The sequence below is a fragment of the Xanthomonas fragariae genome (assembly GCF_900183975.1).
In the GTDB taxonomy this organism is placed as follows: domain Bacteria; phylum Pseudomonadota; class Gammaproteobacteria; order Xanthomonadales; family Xanthomonadaceae; genus Xanthomonas; species Xanthomonas fragariae.
Genome location: NZ_LT853882.1, coordinates 457,587 through 477,577, shown reverse-complemented (window position 1 = coordinate 477,577; position 19,991 = coordinate 457,587). Strand labels below are relative to the sequence as shown.

Here is a 19,991-nt window from a genome sequence, read left to right as displayed (position 1 = left end):
CCTCCATGGCGATAGGGGAAGCCAACCTAGTCCGCTGGCGCCCGGCAGGTCAAGGTACCGCGCCTGGGGATGCGACCGCTGCAACCTGTTATGCACGACAGCAAAGCTGCCATGATCAAGCGCATCCGCCGCCAGGGAGAGCGTGCCATCGCCACCCTTCCTCGATCACTGCCACAACCAACACCGGTCACCCCACGCGTGCACTGGCGCAACAGCTTGCGCATGCGTGTGCTGCTGGCGACCACCGCCGTGTTGGTGGTGTTGCTGGCGGTGTTGGGGACGGTATTCTATTTGGGTGCGCGGGCCGAGTTGGTGGAGGCCGCGCGCACCGAGGTGAATAGCTTGACCGAGCAGACCGCGCGCAGCTTGGCGGCGATGCTGGACTCGGCGCAGGTAAGTGGCCGCACATTGGCGGCCAGCAGTGGTGGCGTTGGCCTGCAGCCGTTCAATCTGCGTGCGTTGTTGCTGGCGACGCTCACTGGCGACCCGGATATCGGCGCGGCGCGCCTGATCATCGAGCCGCGCACGCAAAAAGCCGGCGACGCCGGGTTTGTCTGGTACGTGCATCGCGATGGCACGCGTACCGTCGAGACGTCGGCATTGGCATTGGGCTACGACTACCGCGCGATGCCGTGGTATCTACGCACCCGGCGCGAGGGGCGCGCGTGGTGGTCCGAGCCCTATATCGATGCGAATGGCGGTGGCTTGTACACCAGCTACAACCTGCCGCTGCGGCGGCCAGGGGATGCGCCGGACGCGGTGCCGGTGGGGATGGTCAGCGTGGAACTGCCGCTGCACCATCTGCGTAACATCATCGACCAGTTGCCGCGCGATACCAATATCCAGCCGATGCTGGTATCGCCGGAAGGCATGTTGGTATTCAGCCCAAATCCGGCACTCAATCTGCATCGCACGCTCGATGCCTACGTGGCGCGTTCGCGACCGGACCTGCTGCCGTTGCAGCGCGCGGTCGCTGCAGGCCAGCCGATCTCGTTCTCGCACACGGCCCCCGATGGCGAGCGCTTTCTCACCCATAGCGCGGCGGTGGGGCGCAGCGGTTGGACCTTCGTCTTATCCGCATCGGAAGGCTATGTGTTGGCCGGCCTGAACTGGCTGGCTGCATGGGTGTCATTGGCGGCGCTACTGGGCGCGGTGGTGTGGTGGTGGTTGATGGGGCGGATTACGCGCAAGTTGACCCGGCCGATCGAAGAATTGACCGATACCGCCGAGCATTTTCGACGCGGCCAATTCGAGTATCCGCTGCAACACATCGAACGCAATGACGAGGTAGGCGTGATGGCACGTGCGTTCGATAGCGCGCGCGATGCGATCGGTCACCACATCGCCGAGATCGGCGAGATGACCGCCGCACGCGAACGCATGCACAGCGAATTGCAGATTGCGCGCGAAATCCAGCAAGCGATGTTGCCATCTGGGCGCACCTTCGATCGCGCCAGTTCGCATCTGGAAACCTGCGCGTGGCTGGAACCGGCCAAGGCGGTGGGCGGGGATTTTTACCACTTCGTCGAAACCGAACCTGGATTGTTGTGGTTCGTGATAGGCGATGTGTCCGACAAGGGCGTGCCGGCAGCCTTGTTCATGGTGCGGGCGGTGAGCATGCTGGAAATTGCCGCACGCCGGCACACGCGCCCGGACAGCATCTTGATCGCCGCCTCCACACGCCTGGCCGAGAACAACGACACCTGCATGTTCGCCACGGTGCTGTGCGGGTTGATCGATGTGATGAGCGGCGAGTACTGCCTGGCCAGCGCCGGCCACGAGCCGCCGCTGTTGATCGATATCGACGGCAAGGCACGTCCGTTGCCGCTGGAAACCGGTGCACCGTTGGGCATCGAGCCGCAGGTGTCCTACCCGGTGCTGCAGGGCCGCATGACGGCCGGGCAGACCTTGCTGGGCTATACCGATGGCGTGACCGAGGCGATGAACGAACACGGTGCCAGCTTCGGGTTGAACCGGCTGCTGGCCGCGCTGCACCCGCGCCGCAGTGCTGCGGCGCAGTGCAAGGCAGTGGTTGCCGACATCGCCCGCTTCACCGGCAAGGCCGATCCGTACGACGACATCACGTTGCTGGCGATCCGGCTGCGCCAGGAGCATGCTGGATCGGTCGCAGAAACTGGCCGGGACACACCCGGAAATGCAACGACCCCATGAAGTTCGATCTGGCCATCGTGCCGTCGCTGGCCCAGCTGGCCGGCGCTAACGACGCGCTCGAAGAATCGCTGACGCGCGAAGGCCTGCATGCCGAGCGCATCGGCCAGGTGCGGCTGATCGTGGAAGAGCTCGGCTGCAATGCGATCACCCACGGCCAGTGCGCCGCCCAGCCGCTGCGCCTGCAACTGCAACTGGACCTGCAGGCGCTGGTGCTGGAGATGCACGACCCCGGCAGCGCATTCGACCCGTGTGCGGCGCCCATGCCCGATCTGAATGCCGAGCTCGACGAGCGCGCAACCGGCGGTTTGGGACTGTTTTTGGTACATCAGTTCGCCGATCACATCGGCTACAGCCGCGATGGTGCATACAACATCGTGCGCGTCACCCTGCTCCACCCGTACGCCCCTATCCCCGAGGCTTTGTCATGACCACGCTCGCCATTCAGATCGACCCGCCGCAAGACACCAGCCAACGCGTCATCCTGACCGGGCGCCTGGACACCCACACCTATCAGGAGCTGGACGCGGCGCTGTCGCCGCTGCTGGGCACCCGCATCACCACGTTGGTGCTGGATCTGAGCGCATTGGAATACATCTCCAGCGCCGGCATCCGCTGCATCTTCAAGGCGCGCAAAGCCTTGACGACGCGCCAGGGCAAGGTGCTGGTGGCCAACCCGCAACCGCAGATCCGCAAGGTCTTCGACATGGTCAAGGCCGTGCCGCTGAACGATGTGTTCACATCCACCGAAGAGCTGGATGCGTATCTAGCCGCGATGCAGCGCAAAGTGATCGAAGAGCACGCGCACGGCGACACGCTGATCGTGCCGCACTTCGCCGAAGCGTAAATCGCACCATCTGCGCACACATGTGTGGGTGTGGGTGGGTGCGGCGCGTGAGCGGCCTTGGGTAGGCTATGACGCGCTGACATTTTGCGTCGCGATGGCTGCACTGCTCCATCTTCAATTTCGACGGCACCCTGGCCGTTTCACTGTGGCCGATTCGTTTGGCTTCGTTCTCCCCATGAAGGGGAGCCTGTCCCCAAGGGGGGCAGGGAAACGCGTTCGAGCATCTGCCGTACGCCGGTTGGCCCCTATAAACGATGCACCAACAACTACACTCCACCCGCCCGCGGCAGCGGCGCGGGCACATTCAACATTCCTCCCGCCGCCACATACGCTGCCAACGCCTGCCCTTGACTCAACAGATGCGTGTGCATCGTCCGCTCCGCACCTTCTGCGTCGCCGCGTCGCACACACGCCATCAGCTCGCGATGTCCCGCCATCGACGGCGCCATGCGCTCCGGCGTCGGCAGCTGTCGGCCGCGGTGCATTTTCAGGATGCGATGCAGATCATGGGTGACCCGGATCAACCACGGATTGCCTGCGTAACGCTGCACGGTTTCGTGGACCAGATAATTGTTAAGGAGTACGGCTGATGCCGAGTTCTTCGGCCAGGGCCGGTTCGTCGATCCATTCGCCCGATGGCAGCGCGTAGTCGTAGATCTTCTGACGCAGGCGCTCGGCCACTTCCTCAGTAAAGCGGTACGCGCTTTTTGGCAGTGCGCTAATCAGGAGCGAGGGTCACGGCAGGTGAGGCATCCCCCGGCCCCGCCGAACGCGGGCCGGATCACAGCCAGCTCGGCACCACCAACAGCAGCCAGGCCACCAGCGGCCCAAGCAGCACCACCAGTCCGCTGTAGACCAGGAAGCGGCGGAACAGCGCGTCGCGCTCCCCTTTCGCGGCCGAAGCCACCACCAGTGCGCCGTTGGTCGAAAACGGGCTGACATCGACGATGGTGGACGACACCGCGAGCGCGCAGATTACCCCGGCCGCGCCGAGCTGGCCCTGCATCAGGAACGGCACCGCCAGTGGAATGGTGGCACCGAGCACCGCCGCCGATGAGGCGAATGCGGAGACGATGCCGCCGACATAGCACAGCAGCAGCGCGCCCAATAGCGGCATGCCGATGTGCGACACACCGGTGCCGATGTAGTCCACCGCGCCCTTTTGCGCGTTGGGCCAGATCAGCGCAAGCGCCACGGCGACAGTGATCGACACCAGCCCGACGTTGAGGTTGTAGACCAGCGCGGCGATACCCAGGCCGAGCAAGCCACCCAGCGTGATCAGCCGGTCGGGGGTGAGCGCCACAGCGTCCAGCGCGCGCGGATTGGCCGGCAATCTGCCGCCGCCAGCGGCAACCAGCGAGCCATGGCCTTCGATCGCGACTGGGCGCGTGGAGGCCCGGTCATCGGCCATCGGCACGTAGTGCGCGTCGGCCAGCGACAGTTCCTGCCGGCGCATCAGCTTGAGCCCACCGAATGCGCAAAAGCAGATGATCGCCATCATCAGGTTGAAGCCCAGACTGGTGAGAAACACCGCCATCTCGGCGACGTCCAGCCCGGCTTTTTCGACCACCTTGTTGGTGATGCCGCCATACACGCTGATCGGCGAAAACCCGCCGCCTTGCGCGCCATGGATCACCAACAGGCCAATCATCAACGGATTGATGCGGTACTGCTTGGCAAAGCGCAGCGCCACAGGGCCGATGATGGCCACCGCCGCCGGCCCGAGCGCACCGAACGTGGTGAGCAGGCCGGTGATGACGAACATCACCCACGGGATGGCCACGATGCGCCCGCGCACCGCCCAATGTACGAGCAGATCGACGGTGCCGTTTTTCTGCGCGATGGCGAACAGATAGGTGATGCCGACCAGGGTGAGGAACAGGTCGCCCGGAAAGCCGGCCAGCACCTCCTTGCCCTGCAGCCCCACCCACACACCGCCGATGACAAACGCCAACGCGAAGGCCACAGCCCCCATGTTGATGGGCAATGCGGTGGCGGCGATGAACATGATCACCAAGCCGAGAATGGTTGCAATTTGCGGGGTCATGCGCCCTCCCGGACACCTGGTGCGCGTGCACCACGGATGGCCACCCGCCACCCAAGGCTCACGCCGTGTGCACTACTTGCTTGATCGTCATGCCGCGCGCTCGCACTCGGCGTTGACCCACTCGACAACGCCTTGGATGCTCTGGAATTCGTCCACCGAACGCGCTTGGCAGTCCGGCACAGCCTCGCGCGCCAGGCGCGCTAATGCGCTGCCGGGCCCAAGTTCGAGGAACGCGCGCGCGCCACGTTCGGTGGCCTGCACCAGCACGTCGTGCAAGCGAACGGTCTGTGCGATCTGCGCAGACAATGTGTCGATCACCACTGCCTGCGTGGTGACCGCACGAGCATCGACACCGGCAAGCACGCGCAACTTGGGCGCAGTGATGTTTGCGGTCTTCAGTTCTGTGGCGAAGGCGTCGGCGGCCGCGCGTAACCACGGCGTATGCGCGGGCACGCTCACTGGTAACAGGGTGATGCGTGCGCCTTGCCACTGTGCAGCATCGCCAAGGGCTTGCAGTGCATCGCGCGGGCCACCGAGCACGGCATGGTCGTCGCCGTTGATGATGGCAAGCGCTGCACCATGCGTTCGGCATAGCGTTTCAAGCACACCTCGCGGCAGGCCGACGACGGCCATCAATCCGGCATGGTCTGGACTGGCCGCATCCATAAAGCGTGCGCGCGTGGCGGCCAACTGCAGGCAGGTGTCGATGTCCACGCTGCCAGCCACTGCGTGCGCGGCAAGCTCGCCGACGCTGTAGCCGAGTACCAGCAGCGGCGTGGGGAGTTGCTCGCGCACTACCTGCCATTGCGCCAATGTGCCTGCACACACCAGCGGCTGTGCGACAGCGTTTGCATAGCAGCTTGGGTCTGCGGCAAGTGTCTGCGCTGACGTGCCGAGCACTTGGTCTGCGCTAGCCAGCACGGCGGCTGCAGCGGGTACGTTAGCAACCCGCGCGAACATCTCGGCGTGCTGACCACCTTGCCCTGAGCATAGCATCACCAGGCTCATGAGGCGACCTGCTTGGGTGCAGCGATGCGCCTTGGGCGAAAACTGCCCTCATCCGCCCTGCGGGCGCCTTCTTCCGCAACCGGGAGAATGACACCTGTTCCTGCGACTGCGGGAAGGGCGACACTGCCAGGCGCGCAGGCCGGCTGTGGATCTGCCACTGCAACGGTAAGAACACTTGCTTCTGCGACAGCGGGAAGGACAACGCTGCTGCGCGCACGCATGGACCGTGTCTTTGCGGTTGCAAGCCGGCGGCGCGTGTTCATGCCGTCTCCTGGCGGTGCAGGAACCACGCACAGGCCAGCAGATCGGCGCTGCCGCCCGGGCTCAGGCGACGTGCAACGAACTGCCTGCCAACCCAGTCGAGGCGTTCGCGCCATTGCGGCTGTGTAATGCCGCCATCGGCAAGGAACGCGTGTGCCTGCGCTCTGGCGTAAGCCAACCCTGCACGCCCGCCACGATGCAGCAGGGAGAGATCATCGACCTCGGCAACCAGGTGCATCAAAGTTTGCGCCAATGCGGCCTGCTGCGTGGCGCCGTTGGTCCGCGCAGCGCGCAGACATGGCAGCGCAATCTCGCGCAGCAACGGATAGCCGGCTGCCGCCTGTTCGCGAGCGCCGCTGATCTGGTAATGCGCTCGTACGCGCTGACCATGACTGTGTGGATTCAACGGTGCGGCCTGCAAGGCATCGCGCCAAAGCTGCACGCCGTTGCAGACTGCTTCGCCTGACAGACGCCGCCTGTACGCGGCACGCAGATGTGCGGCCTGTGCCGTGAGCAGCCCCAGGCTGAAAATTGCGCCGCGATGGGTATTGACGCCACCGGTGGCGTGCAGCATCGCCGTTTCGGCATCGATGCCGAGCTGACGTAGTCGTTCGAACGGGGCGTTGTCGATGCCCGCTTGCGCAACCGCGACAAAATAGCCACGCAATGCGAACAGGCTGCGCAAAAAGGTCGAGGCATCCATGTCGGTGTGGCTGCCTGTATCGAACGGTGTGACCAGACCGGGTTTGGGTGCGCAGGTCAGTTCAGCGTGCAAAGCGCCGACGGCAAGGCGGCCAAGTCGATGTGCTAACCGGCTTGCAGTGGCCTGGCTGATGGAGGATGGATGGAATTGCGTTGGACCATGCGGGGCGCGACCATGCGCAAACGCATCCTGCGGCCCTGGCTGCGCTGCGAATGCAGCGTTGCTTGCGAACGCCTCGTCCGGTGCGGCACCGCAAGACATCGCTCCAACCGTTTGCTGACGCGCATCCACGCTCATGCCGCGCTCCACACTGGAAACACTGCAGTGCGCGGCAGCAACCGACAGCCGTGATTGGATTTCACCAACACCTGTTGCGCGTTGCCGGCGTATTCGCGCCAGCTCACTGCATTGTCGTCGGGCAGCAGCAATTCGCCGTCTGCCCGCAGGCCGTAGCGTTGTTCCCAGCGTTGCAACAGTGCGACCACCGCACGCGCTTGCTCGGCAGTTTCGATGAACCACAACAGATCCAGATCCGACTGCGCGTGTATGTACGCCAGGCCGGTCAGCGCCTGCCATGCAAAGCTGCCGAACACACGCGGCTGCAATGCACTGGCTTGGGTTTGCGTCTGCAAGGCCCGCAATGCGGCCTGCATCTCACCGGGTGCGTGTGCGATCACCGTACCCAACTGCAAGGGTGCAGTGATGCGCGCGATATCGCCACTGCTGGCAATGAGTGCCAGACGCTGCTTGCCTTCGCCAGGCGGCAGCGGCACTCCGAGCCGCAATGTGCCGGGTGCCTGGCCGTCATCGCGACGCGCCACCACTGCCGGCAATCCGGCAGCGAACCACTGCTGCAGCCGCAGCTGCGCGCCCGGCGTCAGCGCCTGCCAACGCGCATCGGCGCGCAACCACACCAGTGCGTGGCGGCCGACCATCCTCAGCCCTCGCCTGCTGCCACAGCGGCGGCGACATCGCGCGCCAAGGTGCGACCGCCGCGCTGCGCGCCGAGTGCGCGGCGCTGATCGCCTTGACTGGTCGCAGCCAAGGCTTCGAGCAGCGCCTGCGCCAGATCGCCCTCCCACAGCGATTCCACCGCGCCCATGCGCACGTAGTTTTCCACGCCCGGCGCGAACACCGGCGAGCTCTTGCTCAGCGCTTGCAAAGTGTCTACCGATTGTTTGGTGACACGCGCCATCGCACGCAGATCCATCACGCGGATCTGCGCATCCGGCAGCGCGTGGATGTGGTCGGCCATCAAGCCGAACGCCAGAAATCCACCGCTGACCGATTCGCCATACACCAACGTGACCAGCCGCGCGCCACGCGTGCGTGCCAGATTCAGCGAGCGCGCCAGATGCGCGAAATACCCGTTGATGCCTAGCAATTCATCGCGACGTGCAAGCCGCTGCCCGGCGGTGTCGGCCAGCATCACGATCGGCCGCTGCAGATATGCGCGCGTACTCGCCAACACGGTGGCAGCCAGTGCAAGCGCGTGGTCCACGCCTACTTCCAGCGTGTTGGCGGTGCCGATCACGGTGACTTCCCCGGCCGCGGTTGTCGCGCTGCCGGTGAGGACATCATCGTTGCGCGCGATGGCGTGACCGAGCGGAAACAGCTGATCCAGCAGTCGGCTCAGTTCCATGGAACGCTCCGGTCGGCGGTCGCGGCGAGGAAAGCTTCGGTATCCAACAGCGGCAAGCGCTGCGCATCGACGATGCCTTGGTGCTTCCAAATCTGCAGACCATCGCGGCAATCGCCATAGGCATCGATGCGCGCGGACAATTGCCGATGCGCGCGCTCCAGTGTGTGCAGTGCGGCATCGCCTTCGGGTTCTGCGCATGTGTCGAGCGCCGTTACCGCGGCATCGGCGAACGCGGCGATGCGGTCGGCCACCAGGGTCTGCGCTTCGCCAAGCAGATAGCGATGCTTGCCGCCGGTGACGCGCCACACCAATGCGCGGTCGCGGGCGTCGAACTCTTCCACGCCGCGCACGGTTTCGATAACGTCCGGGCCGGACAGCGACAGGCGGCCTTCTTCGGACATGATCACCGCACTACAGCAGCGCGCCACGATGCCCGTGCCGCCGAACGCGCCATTGCCGCTTCCGATCAAGGCCAGCACCGGCACGCCGGCGGCACGGGCGTTCAACATTGCGCGCATGATTTCGGAGATGGCGATCAAGCCGGCGTTGGCTTCGTGCAGGCGCACGCCGCCGGTGTCGAGCAACAGCAATACCGCAGCCGGCTGCGTGGCTGCGGCACGTTCGAGTAAGCCGGTGAGCTTGGCGCCGTGCACCTCGCCCACGCCGCCGCCCAGAAAGGCGCCTTGTTGCGCGGCGATCACCACCTTGCGACCGCGCAGTGCCCCTTCGCCGACGACGATGCCGTCATCTAATGCGCCGGGTGTGTCGAGCTGGGCCAAATGCGGGCTGATCAACCGACGGCGCGGGCCGACGAGTTCGTGGAAGCTGCCGGCATCCAGCAAGCCGTCGATGCGTTCGCGTGCGTCGGCTTCGTAATAGCTGCGCTCGGTCATGGGGACGGTGGTGCTCATGCGTAGCTCCTGACGCCGTAGGCAGGCGCGCACGTGTGCGCGATCCAGACATTATCGAAAAGGTCCTCCGCACGCGGGCGCGCTCCGACAGCGCTCGCTCCGACAGCGCTGATGACCTGCGTGAGGTGACAGCGGCTCATGCGTCGGCTCCCTGCAGCACATCCATCGCCTGCTCCAGACGCAAACTCACTACCGCGGGCGTAGCGCCGACATCGTTGATGCTGATGTGCACATTGCGCAGCCGGTGGCGCGCGGCAAAGTCATCCAACACTGCGTGCCAGATCGCGCCGAAACCGCGTGCGGCGGTGAGGATCTGGACCTCCATCGCGCCATCGAGCGGCACGCGCTCTACCAGCACTTCCAGATTGCCGGAGGCGACCACGCCGACCAGCGCATGTTCCAGCCCAGCGCGCGCGTCTTGCCGGCCATCGAAGCGATACCGCAGGGTTTCCATGCTGTGCCCCTACCAATTGCGAAAACGTTTCGGTGGGTCGTACAACCCACCGGACCAGCGCACCAGATCCTTGACCGTGCGCGCGGCGAGCAGATCGCGCGTGGCATCGCGTGGACGAATCCCCAGGTCTTCCGGTCGCTTGACGACGCCGCGATCGCGCAGGTTTTCGACCATGCGTTTGTCCCGGCCCAGGCCGACGGCGGTGTAACCGGACACGCCGCGAATCGCCTGTTCGCGTTCTTAGGCGCTGCGGCACAACAACAGGTTGGCGATGCCTTCTTCAGTCAGCACATGGCTGACGTCGTCGCCATAAATCATCACCGGCGGCAGCAGCATGTTGGCGCGCTCGGCCAGCTCCCACGCATCGAGCTTGTCGACGAAGGCCGGCGCCATGTGCTCGCGAAAGGTTTCCACCATCTGCACCACCAGCTTGCGTCCACGCGGCATTGCGCCCGGTCGCGCCGCTTCGCGCCCGGACTTGAGCCACGCATCGCTGGCATGCCGGTGGCCGCGCGCATCCGAGCCCATATTGGGCGCGCCGCCGAAGCCGGCGATGCGGTCGCGCGTGGCGGTGGAGCTGTTGCCCTGCAGATCGATCTGCAAGGTGGAGCCGATGAACATGTCGCAGGCATATAAACCGGCGGTCTGCGAGAGCGCGCGGTTGGAGCGCATGCTGCCGTCGGCACCGGTGAAAAACACATCCGGGCGCGCGGCGATATACGTCTCCATGCCCAGTTCCGAGCCGAACGCATGCACCGATTGCACGAAACCCGACTCGATCGCAGGGATCAGCGCCGGGTGCGGATTAAGCGCCCAATGCCGGCAGATCTTGCCCTTCAGTCCGAGCGATTCGGCATAGGTGGGCAGCAGCAATTCGATTGCCGCAGTGTCGAAGCCGATGCCGTGATTGAGCCGGTCCACACCGTATTCGGCGTAGATGCCCTTGATCGCCATCATCGCCATGAGCACCTGGATCTCGGAGATCTGCGCCGGGTCGCGGGTGAACAGCGGCTCGATGTAATTGGGCTTGGGCGCCTGCGTGACAAAGTCCACCCAGTCGGCCGGAATATCCACGCGCGGCAGCGTGTCGACAATCTCGTTGACCTGCGCAATCACGATGCCGCCCTTGAACGCGGTGGCCTCCACGATCACCGGCGTGTCTTCGGTATTGGGGCCGGTGTAGAGATTGCCGTGGCGGTCGGCGGCCTGCGCGGGGTCAGATCGATGAAGTAGCGGCCGAACAGTTCCAGATAGGTGTGGGTGGCACCGATCTCGATGCGGCCCTCGCTGACCAGCCCGGCCAGGCGCGCGGCCTGCGGGCCGGAGAACGAGAAATCCAGGCGTTTGGCGATGCCGCGCTCGAACACGTCCAGATGCGCGGCCAGCGACAACACCGACTGCACCATGTGCACGTCGTGCACGCGCGCCGGGTCCACTTCGGTGAGGCAGCGCGCCAGGAAGTCGGCCTGCTTCTGGTTATTGCCTTCCAGGCAGACGCGATCGCCCGGCTCGATCACCGCTTCCAGCAGGGCAACCACAGCATCGGCAGCCACGACGCGCCCCTGCGGCGCGAGCGCGGCCGCGCGCAGCAGGCGCCGGCTTTCGGCCTGAGTGTCCCACTGTCGACTCATGCTGCTGCCTCATCGGGCTGAGCCATTAATGTCATATTAACTATAACGTAATTATGAAAACGCGCGATGTCCAACCGCGTTGCAGCATTGCTCTAGAGCGTGTTATGCAACTGCACGCCGCTTCGCTCGTGCCCTACCCCGCCACACATCTGCACGGCACTCCAGGAATCGCACCACCATGGCTGCACACACCCACACCCAAATCCGCCGTGATCCGCCCCTGCGCTCCGTGCTGGTGGTCCGCTGCGAATCGATGACTCCGCACATGCGCCGCATCGTGTTTGGCGGCAGCGAGCTTGCCGGCTTCCAAAGCCAGGCACCGGACGATCACATCAAAGTATTCTTCCCCAATGCCGACGGCGCCTTCGTGCTGCCGACCATGACACCGGAAGGCCCGCGCTATGCCGAAGGCGCGCTGCCCTCGCCCGGCCGCGACTACACACCGCGCGCGTTCGACCCGCAGAGCGGCGAACTGAGCATCGACTTCGTGCTGCATGGCGACGGCATTGCATCCAGTTGGGCGGCGCAAGCACAGCCCGGCGAAACGCTGAAGATCGGCGGCCCGCGCGGTTCGTTCCTGGTCGCCGACGACTACGATCACTACGTGCTGATCGGCGATGACACCGCGCTACCGGCAATCGGTCGCTGGCTGGAATCGATGCCCGCCGACATGCATGCCGAAGTCTTCATCGAAATCGCCGATGCCGCCGAGCGCCAGGATCTGGTCACTGCAGCCGACGTCGATGTGTACTGGTTGGAGCGCAACGGCATCGATGCCGCCAGCAGCACCTTGCTGGAAGACGGCCTGCGCGACTACGAGCCGCACGACGGCGACACGTTCTACTGGATCGGCACAGAATCGATGCGGGCCCGTGCCATGCGCATGTTTATCGAAGAGCATTTGGGCGTGGACAAGGCGTCGGTGCGGGCCAAGGGGTATTGGAAGGCCGAGTCAGCCGCCGGCTGACAGACACCACGGCGGCGCTGGATGCAGACGTTTGACGTGCAAGCAGCGCGTGCGGACAACACGCAACGTTGGCACCGACTTTACGTCAAGAGCACTGCACAACATGTGCGGGGCTTGTGCTCAGGCGCGTGGTCTCATCCGCGCTTCGGGCAGCTTCTCCCGCTTGCGGGAGCAGGCCGACGTGCTGGTACGTGTCGACGGGACGCGGAAAGTTCAGGCTTGGGCAGCGACATCGACATCGACGCATAAACTCTATTTACTCAACGCAGCGGCGACAGCAGTGCATGCAACTGATAGGTCGCCCAAACAAACGCCCGCCAATCGGCGTAATGCTGCTCACTTAAGCAATTGAGTCACCGAAAATCCGATACCAGGCCTCCGGTAACGGATTTTTTTGTGTCCCTTCACCAGCAGCTGTTTGACCTTGGCGACCTGTTCAACTTCTGTGACCTGAGCACCTTTACGCAGAATATTCCGGTTGGGAAATCGAACTGGGTTTGCGCGACATCAAAAGCTTGATGCAGCACAACGCGACAACGTTGCGTAGCAAAAAGATCGACTTGGTGTACCAGCAAGTCTGGGGGTTGCTGCTGGCTTACAACAGCATTCGGCGTGAAGCCAGCCAGGCAGCTGTGGCGTTTGGCAGAACGCCTTCGGACATCCGATTCAAACCGGTCTGCCAGTACATCGCAGTGCAACTCATCGTGATGGCCGCAGCCAATCCGGCTTCCGCCACAGGAAGACGCCTATCCCAGCTTCGCTCAGGCATCGCGAGCCTGTTCCTCGATCACCGTCCGAGGCCTACGCGGCCAAGGACGGTGAAGATCTCGAAGACCCGCTATCCGGTAGATCCAAAGGCTGCTCCGCTTAAGTGAACAGCACTACGCCGAAAGGTGGGGTTTTCCATTCCATACATCGGTGCGATTACACGCACCGACGCATCAACCGCGCGGCCAATTACTTGGCAGCAGCAGCGTCACCGGCCTTGGCCTGCAGGGCTTCGGTGGTGATGCGGATCTTGACTTCGTCGCTGACGTTCGGGGCGTACTGGTCCACGCCGAAGTCGCTGCGCTTGATCGTGGTGGTGGCGTCGAAGCCGGCCGCCAGCACCTTCTTCATCGGGTGCTCGCCGGCACCGTTGAGGGTGACGTCCAGCACGACCGGCTTGGTCTGATCCTTGATGGTCAGATCTCCGGTGACGGTCAGCTTATTGGTGCCAGCGGCTTCGACCTTGGTGCTCTTGAAGGTGGCGGTCGGGAACTTGGACGCATTGAAAAAGTCACCGCTCTTCAGGTGTTCGTCCAACTTGGCCGTGAAGCTGGTCAAGCCGGTCAGCGGCAGGGTGACCTGCACGGTGGACTTGGTCACGTCGGCCGCGTCGTACACCAGGGTGCCGTTGACATTGCCGAAGTGCGCAGTCGGGTTGGAGAAGCCGAAGTGGCTCCACTGCGCCAGCACGTCGGTGTGGTCCGGATCCAGCGTGTAGGTGCCGGACTGCACTTGCACGGCAGGCGCGGCCGAAGCGGTGGACTCGGCAGCAGCCGGTGCCGGAGAAGCAGCGGTGGCAGCCGGTGCGGTGGCAGCCGGGGTTTCGGCGGCCGGAGCGGCATTGTCGGCCGGCTTGGAGCAGGCGGCAATGGCCAGGGTCAGGGCGAGCGGCAGCAGCAGTTTATGGGTGGTCTTCATTGAAATTCCTCGTGATGAGAGACGCGTTGGATCAACGCAGATGGGACGAAACGCAGACGGACGAAGACTGCAGGAATGTGAAACCGCACGCCCAAAGCGACTAGTGCACATAGCGAGCGGTCTGTACACAACCAAGGACCGCGTGTCAGAACCGGCGTGTGCGTGGCTGCAGATCGCCCCGAGCACCGGTTGCGCCCGCCTGATGGTGAGCGCAGCCGTTATCGATCTTATTCAATGCGTGCGGCTTCGTCGAAACTCAGGCGCGGCAAGCGCGGGAACAACCCGGCCGGGTCACCGTAGCCGAGATTGACCAGGAAATTGGATGTGATCGAGGTGCCGGCAAAAAACGCCGCATCCACCTTGGCATTGTCGAAGCCGGACATCGGGCCGGCATCCAGACCCAGCGCACGCGCGGCCAGGATCAGATAGGCGCCCTGCAACGAACTGTTACGGAACGCAGAAGGTACGCGCGCCTCGCGCGGGCCGTCGAACCAGCTCTTGGCATCGGCGTGCGGAAACAGGTACGGCAGTTTCTCGTGGAAATCCTCATCCGACCCGATGATTACTGTGACCGGCGCAGCCAGCGTCTTGGCAGCATTGCCTTCGGACAGCGCCGGGGTGAGCTTCTGCTTGGCCTCCGGGCTGGTCACGAACACGAAACGCGCCGGCGAACCGTTGGCTGCGGTCGGGCCCCACTTGACTAGGTCGTAAAGCTGGCGCAGCTGATCTTCGCTGACCGGCTTGTCGAGAAAGGTGTTTTGCGTGCGGGCAGTGCGAAACAGCTGATCCAGTGCGGCAGCGTTGAGCAGGTCGGACATGGCGACTCCGTGAGGCTGAGGAATGGACGACAGTAGGATGCTGCACGGGCGCTGGTGTGAAGACCCGCAGTGTAGAGTGAAGCCATTGCTGCAACACACGCTCAATCTGAAACAAATCTATGTCGGATCTGAAACGATGGCGCTGACCTGTGCGGTCAGCGATGGCCTGGCCGGCAATGCCCGCCAGGCCGAGGCCCTGGCACGTGCACTGCAGCCAGCGCCGATCACGGCACTGCACCTGCAGGCCCGCGCGCCATGGCGCTGGGCCGCGCCGCACCTGTTGCCCGGCGCTGACGCCGCCTTTGGCGCGGAGTTCGCCCGGCAACTAGGGCAGCCGCCGGCGCTGGCTATCGGCTGCGGACGCCAAGCTGCGCTGGCAACCCGGCTGCTGCGCGCGCACGGTAGCCGGACGGTGCAGATCCTGGACCCGCGCCTGGATGCACGTCACTGGGATCTGCTGATCGTGCCCGAGCACGACGCATTGCGTGGCGCCAACGTCATCACCCTGCTCGGCAGCCTGCATCCGGTGGACGATACCTGGCTGACGGCCGGGCGCACCGCCTTTGCCACGCTCGGCTCCCTGCCCGGTCCGCGTCTGGCGCTGCTGATCGGCGGCCCGAGCGCACCAGTGCCCTGGACCACCCAGGCACTGGCAACGCTGTGCGCGCACCTGCGCGAGCAACTGCACTCGGTCGGCGGCAGCCTGCTGGTCACTACGTCGCGACGTACCCCGCCCGAGACAATCACAACGCTGCGCACGTTGTGCGCAGACTTGCCCGGCCTGATGTGGTGCGATGAACGCGATGGCCCGAATCCTTATGCCGGCCTGCTGGGCTGGGCCGATGCGATCGTGGCCACTGCCGACTCGGTCAACCTGCTGTCCGAGGCGTGCGCCACGCGCGTGCCGGTGGCGGCGGCGTTTTGCGATTGCGCGCGAGGACGCGTTCGGCAGTATGTTCGAGCACTGCAGGCACATCGACGTTTATGCGACACGGCCGACATTTTCGCAGCACAGTCAGAACTCACTCCACTGCGCGAAACCCAACGCGTTGCTACACTGGTGCGTGAGCGCATGCACATATGATGGTGTTGCCGCGAGGGGCACCGGACGATCCGGACCACCATCGAAGCGCGTTATCCGTGTCCCGCCAGCCGCACTGGCCCGCATGCGTCTAAACGCGGATAATCGCGCTGCACTGCCACTGACACACCGCCATATCTGCCACGCCTCCAAGCTTGTTTGCTCCGCTCACCGCACGCGCATTGATGTGGGCGGTGCTGGCTATGGGTGCGGTGGTGCTTGTGTCCAACATCCTGGTGCAGTACCCGATCAACGACTGGCTGACGTGGGGCGCGTTCTCGTATCCGGTGGCATTTCTGGTGAGTAACCTGATCAATCGCCGCTTCGGGCCGCGTGCAGCGCGCAAGGTAGCCTGGTGCGGGTTTGCATTGGCAGTACTGCTGTCGATCTGGCTGGCAACGCCGCGGATTGCAGTGGCCTCGTGCACCGCCTTCATTGCTGCACAGTTGCTGGATATCAGCGTGTTCGACCGCCTGCGCAATGGCAGCTGGTGGCGCGCGCCGATCGTGGCCACCACCTGCAGTGCCACGCTGGATACGGCGATCTTCTGGAGCATTGCCTTTGCCGGCGTGGGCCTGCCATGGATCAGCTGGGCTGCCGGCGATCTGGCGGTGAAACTGGGCATGGGCGTGTTTCTGTTGGGCCCGTTTCGTGCGTTGCTGTGGAGGAATGCGCCACGCCCGAGCCGCTAAGCGTGGCCAACAGCGGCTAGACCAACGCAAGCGATAATGCCTACCGCAGACAGCACCGCTTGACTTACTGGGCCGCAGAAAAACAGCTGGTACCACGGACAATCTCAGAGGCTTTTTCCTGGCGGAAATCGTAACTGCTGCGCATCTGCGATCGCTGCAACGATAAGGCGCGCATCCCGAACCACCGGCGTGGGTGCGATCAAGCGCGGCCGGCGGTCCAACGTACAACTCAGGCCGGCCTCCACCAGCGCGGCGTGTGCCTGATGCAGCGGTGCTGCGCTGTCGCCCGGTAGCCAGTGCGCTTGAACAAGCGCATCGATCAGCGCGGGCGTATCGCAGGCCAGCAGCAGTTGCCGGTGCTGCGCCGCCTGGCCAAGCACGCCGGCCTGCAGCACGAATTCCAGATCGACCAAGCCACCGGCGCCTTGTTTGAGATCCAGCCGACCGGCATCGCTGCGATCCAGTTCGGTGCGCATGCGTGCGCGCATCTTGTGCACGTCCTCGTGCACCTGCGCGGGGTCGCGCACGCGCGTCAGCGTGTCGGCGCGCACCTGCGCAAAGGCATCGCATAGCGCAACATCGCCGGCGACTGCCCGTGCGCGGACCAACGCTTGATGCTCCCAGGTCCAGGCGCGCGCGCGCTGGTACTCGCGATAGCTGGCCAACGACGACACCAACGCGCCCTTGCCGCCATCCGGGCGCAGCCGCACATCGATGTCATACAAGCTGCCGGCGCCTGTCTCGGCGGCGAGCAGTGCCATCACTTTTTGCGCAAGCCGCGCAAACCAGCGCCCGGCTTCCAGCGGCCGCTTGCCATCGGAGGCTTCTACCGCGCGCGGGTGATCGTAGAGAAACACCAGATCCAGATCTGAACCGAAGCCCAGTTCCAAGCCGCCCAAACTGCCATAGCCGATGATGGCGAAGCTGCCTCCGGGCACTTGCCCATGCGATGCGACCAGTGCACTGCGCGCCAGCTGCAACACGGTTTGCACCACGGCTTCGGCAAGCCAGGCGAGTTGCTGCGTGCTTTGCACCGCCTGCTGACGGCCATCGAGCGTGGCCAATGCAATCCGAAAGCTTAGCGCGAGCCGGCGTTCGTTGAGCTCGCGCAGCGCTGCTTCGGTATCGTCGATATGCAGCATCTGCGCACAGGCTGCGTGCAAGGCTGCACGATCGGGCAAGGGGCCGCTGATGCGGGTGTCGAGCAATTCGTCCAACAACAATGGATGCGCAGCCAGGCGCTCGGCCAGCAAAGCGCTGCGCGAGAGCACGTCAACCACGCGCGCGAGCGCGCTGGGCTGTTCGTCCAGCAACGCCAGATAGCTGGTGCGGCGCAAGGTGGCCTGCAACAGGCCGAGCATGCGCCGCACCGCGGCATCGGGTTGGCTGGCGCGGGTGGCTGCATGCAGCAGCGCCGGCATCACGCGATCGAGCCGTGCGCGTGCATTGTCGGAGAGCGCTCGCACGCCGGAGGCGTTGGCAAAATCGGCCAGCACCTGATGCGCGCCGCCGGGATCGTGCAATCCAATCCCCGCCAATGGCGTGGCATCGCCGTCCGGCAGCGCGCACCAATAGTCGGCTAGCGCGTCCGGTGCGGCGGCGCGCACGCGTGGTGCCAACAGTTCGGCAAATTCGGCCGCCACGCGCACACGTTGCGGGGTGAGCGCCTGCAGCAATGCCGACCAATCCGCATAGCCCAGGCCTAGCGCAATGCGTGCGCGATCCAGCGGTGCCTGCGGCAAGGCATGGGTCTGCGCATCGCGCAGCATTTGCAGGCGATTTTCGAGCCGACGCAAAAAGCGATACGCCTCGGTCAATGCCTGACCATTATCAGGATCGATCTGGCCCGCGGCCACCAGCGCCTGCAAGGCAGGCAGCAAGCGGCGCTCGCGCAATGTCGGTTCGCGTCCGCCACGAATCACCTGCAGCGATTGCGCCAGAAACTCGATCTCGCGAATGCCACCCGGCCCGCGCTTGATGTCATCCAGACGATCGTGGCGCGCGACTTCGGCAGTGATCGCCGCCTTCATCTCGCGTAAGCCATCCAGTGCGGTGAAATCCAGATAGCGCCGGTAGACGAATGGCCGCAGCGTTTCCAGCCAGGCTTCGCCAGCGTCGATGTCGCCGGCCACTGCGCGCGCCTTGAGCCAGGCGTAACGCTCCCAATCGCGCCCTTCGCGCTGGAAATACTGGTCCATGCCGGCAAATGACAACGCCACCCGCCCGGCGCTGCCGAACGGACGCAAGCGCAGATCCACGCGATGACTGAAGCCATCGGCGGTGGTTTCGTCGAGCAGTTTCGCCAGCTGCTGGCCCAGCCGCGCGAAGTATTCCTCGGCTGCAAGCGGACGGGCGCCATCGGATTGCCCGCCCTGCGGATAGGCATAGACCACGTCCACGTCCGAGGAAAAATTCAGCTCGCCGCCGCCCAACTTGCCCAGCCCGAAGACCACCATCTGCTGCACGCTGCCGTCTTCGGCAATGACATGGCCGTGGCGGGTATGGAATTGCTGCTCAAGCGCCTGCAAGCCGCATTGCAGGCAATTGTCGGCCAGCCGGGTCGCACCGGCCAACGTGGCGTCCACGCTGTCCAGATCGAGCACATCGCGCCACACCAGGCGGGTGGATTCGGCACTGCGATAACGCCGCAATTGCGCGGGCCACAGCTGCGGTTGCGCAGGATCGAGCACTGGCACTGGTAGCGGCGGCGGATCGGCCTGCGCCAAGTGATGCACCAATGCGGGCTGACGCGCCAAGGTGTCGAGGGCGAATTCGCTGGCGAGCGCGACCTGTTCGAGCTGCCGATCAAAACCGCCGCCTGGCCAGCGCTGCCCGGCCGGTAGGGCATGACGGACACGCGCCACGGCACGCTCGATCAGAGCGGCCAACGCAGGAGACACGGATGGGATGGGCTGCGACATGCCTGGATTCTTGCATCACTGCGCGGACGCGGCACGTGCCTGTGCTCGTAGTCGATCATCGCATCGCGCCGCCGTTGTGAGAGCTTTCGATGCGTTGAACGCATCGCTTACGCAACCCTGACGATAGCCGTGCTGCACTGCGGCTTTCCCACG

The 19,991-nt window shown here is 64.6% G+C and carries 16 protein-coding genes and 3 pseudogenes; 7 read left to right on the top strand and 12 right to left on the bottom strand.

What is annotated here, in order from left to right; genetic code table 11:
* Positions 1 to 90: 90 nt before the first annotated feature.
* The 3 genes from PD885_RS02150 to PD885_RS02140 are packed head-to-tail and all read left to right on the top strand — an operon-like array spanning position 91 to position 3,016.
* Positions 91 to 2,172: a SpoIIE family protein phosphatase gene (locus PD885_RS02150; RefSeq protein WP_002805830.1), complete on the top strand. Its 2,082-nt coding sequence runs from the start codon at positions 91 to 93 to the stop codon at positions 2,170 to 2,172.
* Complete coding sequence (locus PD885_RS02145; RefSeq protein WP_002805832.1) at positions 2,169 to 2,600, top strand: ATP-binding protein; 432 nt, start codon at positions 2,169 to 2,171, stop codon at positions 2,598 to 2,600. The genes PD885_RS02150 and PD885_RS02145 overlap by 4 nt, the downstream gene beginning before the upstream one ends.
* Positions 2,597 to 3,016, top strand: coding sequence for an STAS domain-containing protein (locus tag PD885_RS02140; RefSeq protein WP_002805834.1), 420 nt, complete (start codon positions 2,597 to 2,599; stop codon positions 3,014 to 3,016). Before PD885_RS02145 ends, PD885_RS02140 begins: the two co-directional genes overlap by 4 nt.
* Positions 3,017 to 3,282: 266 nt before the next feature.
* Here PD885_RS02140 and PD885_RS02135 read toward each other — a convergent pair.
* The 9 genes and pseudogenes from PD885_RS02135 to mdcA form a co-directional block, all read right to left on the bottom strand.
* A pseudogene (locus PD885_RS02135) lies at positions 3,283 to 3,755 on the bottom strand (GntR family transcriptional regulator).
* Positions 3,756 to 3,797: 42 nt separating this feature from the next.
* Positions 3,798 to 5,063, bottom strand: coding sequence for an SLC13 family permease (locus PD885_RS02130; protein ID WP_002805837.1), 1,266 nt, complete (start codon positions 5,061 to 5,063; stop codon positions 3,798 to 3,800).
* A gap of 87 nt (positions 5,064 to 5,150) precedes the next feature.
* Positions 5,151 to 6,071: a malonate decarboxylase subunit epsilon gene (gene mdcH, locus PD885_RS02125; RefSeq protein ID WP_088056624.1), complete on the bottom strand. Its 921-nt coding sequence runs from the start codon at positions 6,069 to 6,071 to the stop codon at positions 5,151 to 5,153.
* Between the two features lie 259 nt (positions 6,072 to 6,330).
* Positions 6,331 to 7,167 (bottom strand): triphosphoribosyl-dephospho-CoA synthase MdcB, encoded by an 837-nt coding sequence (mdcB, locus tag PD885_RS02120; RefSeq protein ID WP_040762536.1) that lies wholly within the window; start codon positions 7,165 to 7,167, stop codon positions 6,331 to 6,333.
* A gap of 161 nt (positions 7,168 to 7,328) precedes the next feature.
* Positions 7,329 to 7,970, bottom strand: coding sequence for a malonate decarboxylase holo-[acyl-carrier-protein] synthase (mdcG, locus tag PD885_RS02115; RefSeq protein WP_002805842.1), 642 nt, complete (start codon positions 7,968 to 7,970; stop codon positions 7,329 to 7,331).
* A 2-nt stretch (positions 7,971 to 7,972) separates the two neighbouring features.
* Positions 7,973 to 8,677 carry a biotin-independent malonate decarboxylase subunit gamma gene (gene mdcE, locus PD885_RS02110; RefSeq protein WP_088056623.1) on the bottom strand — a complete coding sequence of 235 codons (705 nt, stop codon included), beginning with the start codon at positions 8,675 to 8,677 and terminating at the stop codon, positions 7,973 to 7,975.
* Positions 8,668 to 9,570, bottom strand: coding sequence for a biotin-independent malonate decarboxylase subunit beta (locus tag PD885_RS02105; RefSeq protein WP_172402142.1), 903 nt, complete (start codon positions 9,568 to 9,570; stop codon positions 8,668 to 8,670). Before PD885_RS02105 ends, mdcE begins: the two co-directional genes overlap by 10 nt.
* A gap of 154 nt (positions 9,571 to 9,724) precedes the next feature.
* The gene (gene mdcC, locus PD885_RS02100) at positions 9,725 to 10,042 is read right to left on the bottom strand and encodes a malonate decarboxylase acyl carrier protein (RefSeq protein WP_002805848.1); all 318 of its coding nucleotides are present in this window, start codon (positions 10,040 to 10,042) and stop codon (positions 9,725 to 9,727) included.
* 9 nt (positions 10,043 to 10,051) lie between these two features.
* Positions 10,052 to 11,673, bottom strand: a pseudogene (mdcA, locus tag PD885_RS02095) (malonate decarboxylase subunit alpha).
* Between the two features lie 178 nt (positions 11,674 to 11,851).
* Here mdcA and PD885_RS02090 point away from each other — a divergent pair.
* Both PD885_RS02090 and PD885_RS02085 read left to right on the top strand, forming a co-directional pair.
* Complete coding sequence (locus PD885_RS02090; RefSeq protein ID WP_002805850.1) at positions 11,852 to 12,640, top strand: siderophore-interacting protein; 789 nt, start codon at positions 11,852 to 11,854, stop codon at positions 12,638 to 12,640.
* A gap of 479 nt (positions 12,641 to 13,119) precedes the next feature.
* Positions 13,120 to 13,515, top strand: a pseudogene (locus tag PD885_RS02085) (IS4 family transposase); the annotation flags it as partial.
* A gap of 82 nt (positions 13,516 to 13,597) precedes the next feature.
* On the opposite strand, the gene PD885_RS02080 reads toward PD885_RS02085, so the two are convergent.
* Both PD885_RS02080 and PD885_RS02075 read right to left on the bottom strand, forming a co-directional pair.
* Positions 13,598 to 14,326 carry a YceI family protein gene (locus tag PD885_RS02080; RefSeq protein ID WP_088056621.1) on the bottom strand — a complete coding sequence of 243 codons (729 nt, stop codon included), beginning with the start codon at positions 14,324 to 14,326 and terminating at the stop codon, positions 13,598 to 13,600.
* A gap of 227 nt (positions 14,327 to 14,553) precedes the next feature.
* Complete coding sequence (locus PD885_RS02075; protein ID WP_088056620.1) at positions 14,554 to 15,144, bottom strand: malonic semialdehyde reductase; 591 nt, start codon at positions 15,142 to 15,144, stop codon at positions 14,554 to 14,556.
* Positions 15,145 to 15,280: 136 nt separating this feature from the next.
* Between PD885_RS02075 and PD885_RS02070 the strand changes: the two genes are divergently transcribed.
* The gene (locus PD885_RS02070) at positions 15,281 to 16,228 is read left to right on the top strand and encodes a mitochondrial fission ELM1 family protein (RefSeq protein ID WP_002804243.1); all 948 of its coding nucleotides are present in this window, start codon (positions 15,281 to 15,283) and stop codon (positions 16,226 to 16,228) included.
* Between the two features lie 182 nt (positions 16,229 to 16,410).
* A complete protein-coding gene (locus tag PD885_RS02065; protein ID WP_052032101.1) occupies positions 16,411 to 16,917 on the top strand; it encodes a queuosine precursor transporter in 507 nt (168 codons plus the stop codon).
* A 104-nt stretch (positions 16,918 to 17,021) separates the two neighbouring features.
* On the opposite strand, the gene glnE is transcribed toward PD885_RS02065, so the two are convergent.
* Entirely contained in the window at positions 17,022 to 19,838 is a 2,817-nt protein-coding gene (glnE, locus tag PD885_RS02060) for a bifunctional [glutamate--ammonia ligase]-adenylyl-L-tyrosine phosphorylase/[glutamate--ammonia-ligase] adenylyltransferase (protein WP_002804248.1), read from the bottom strand.
* Positions 19,839 to 19,991: the final 153 nt, after the last annotated feature.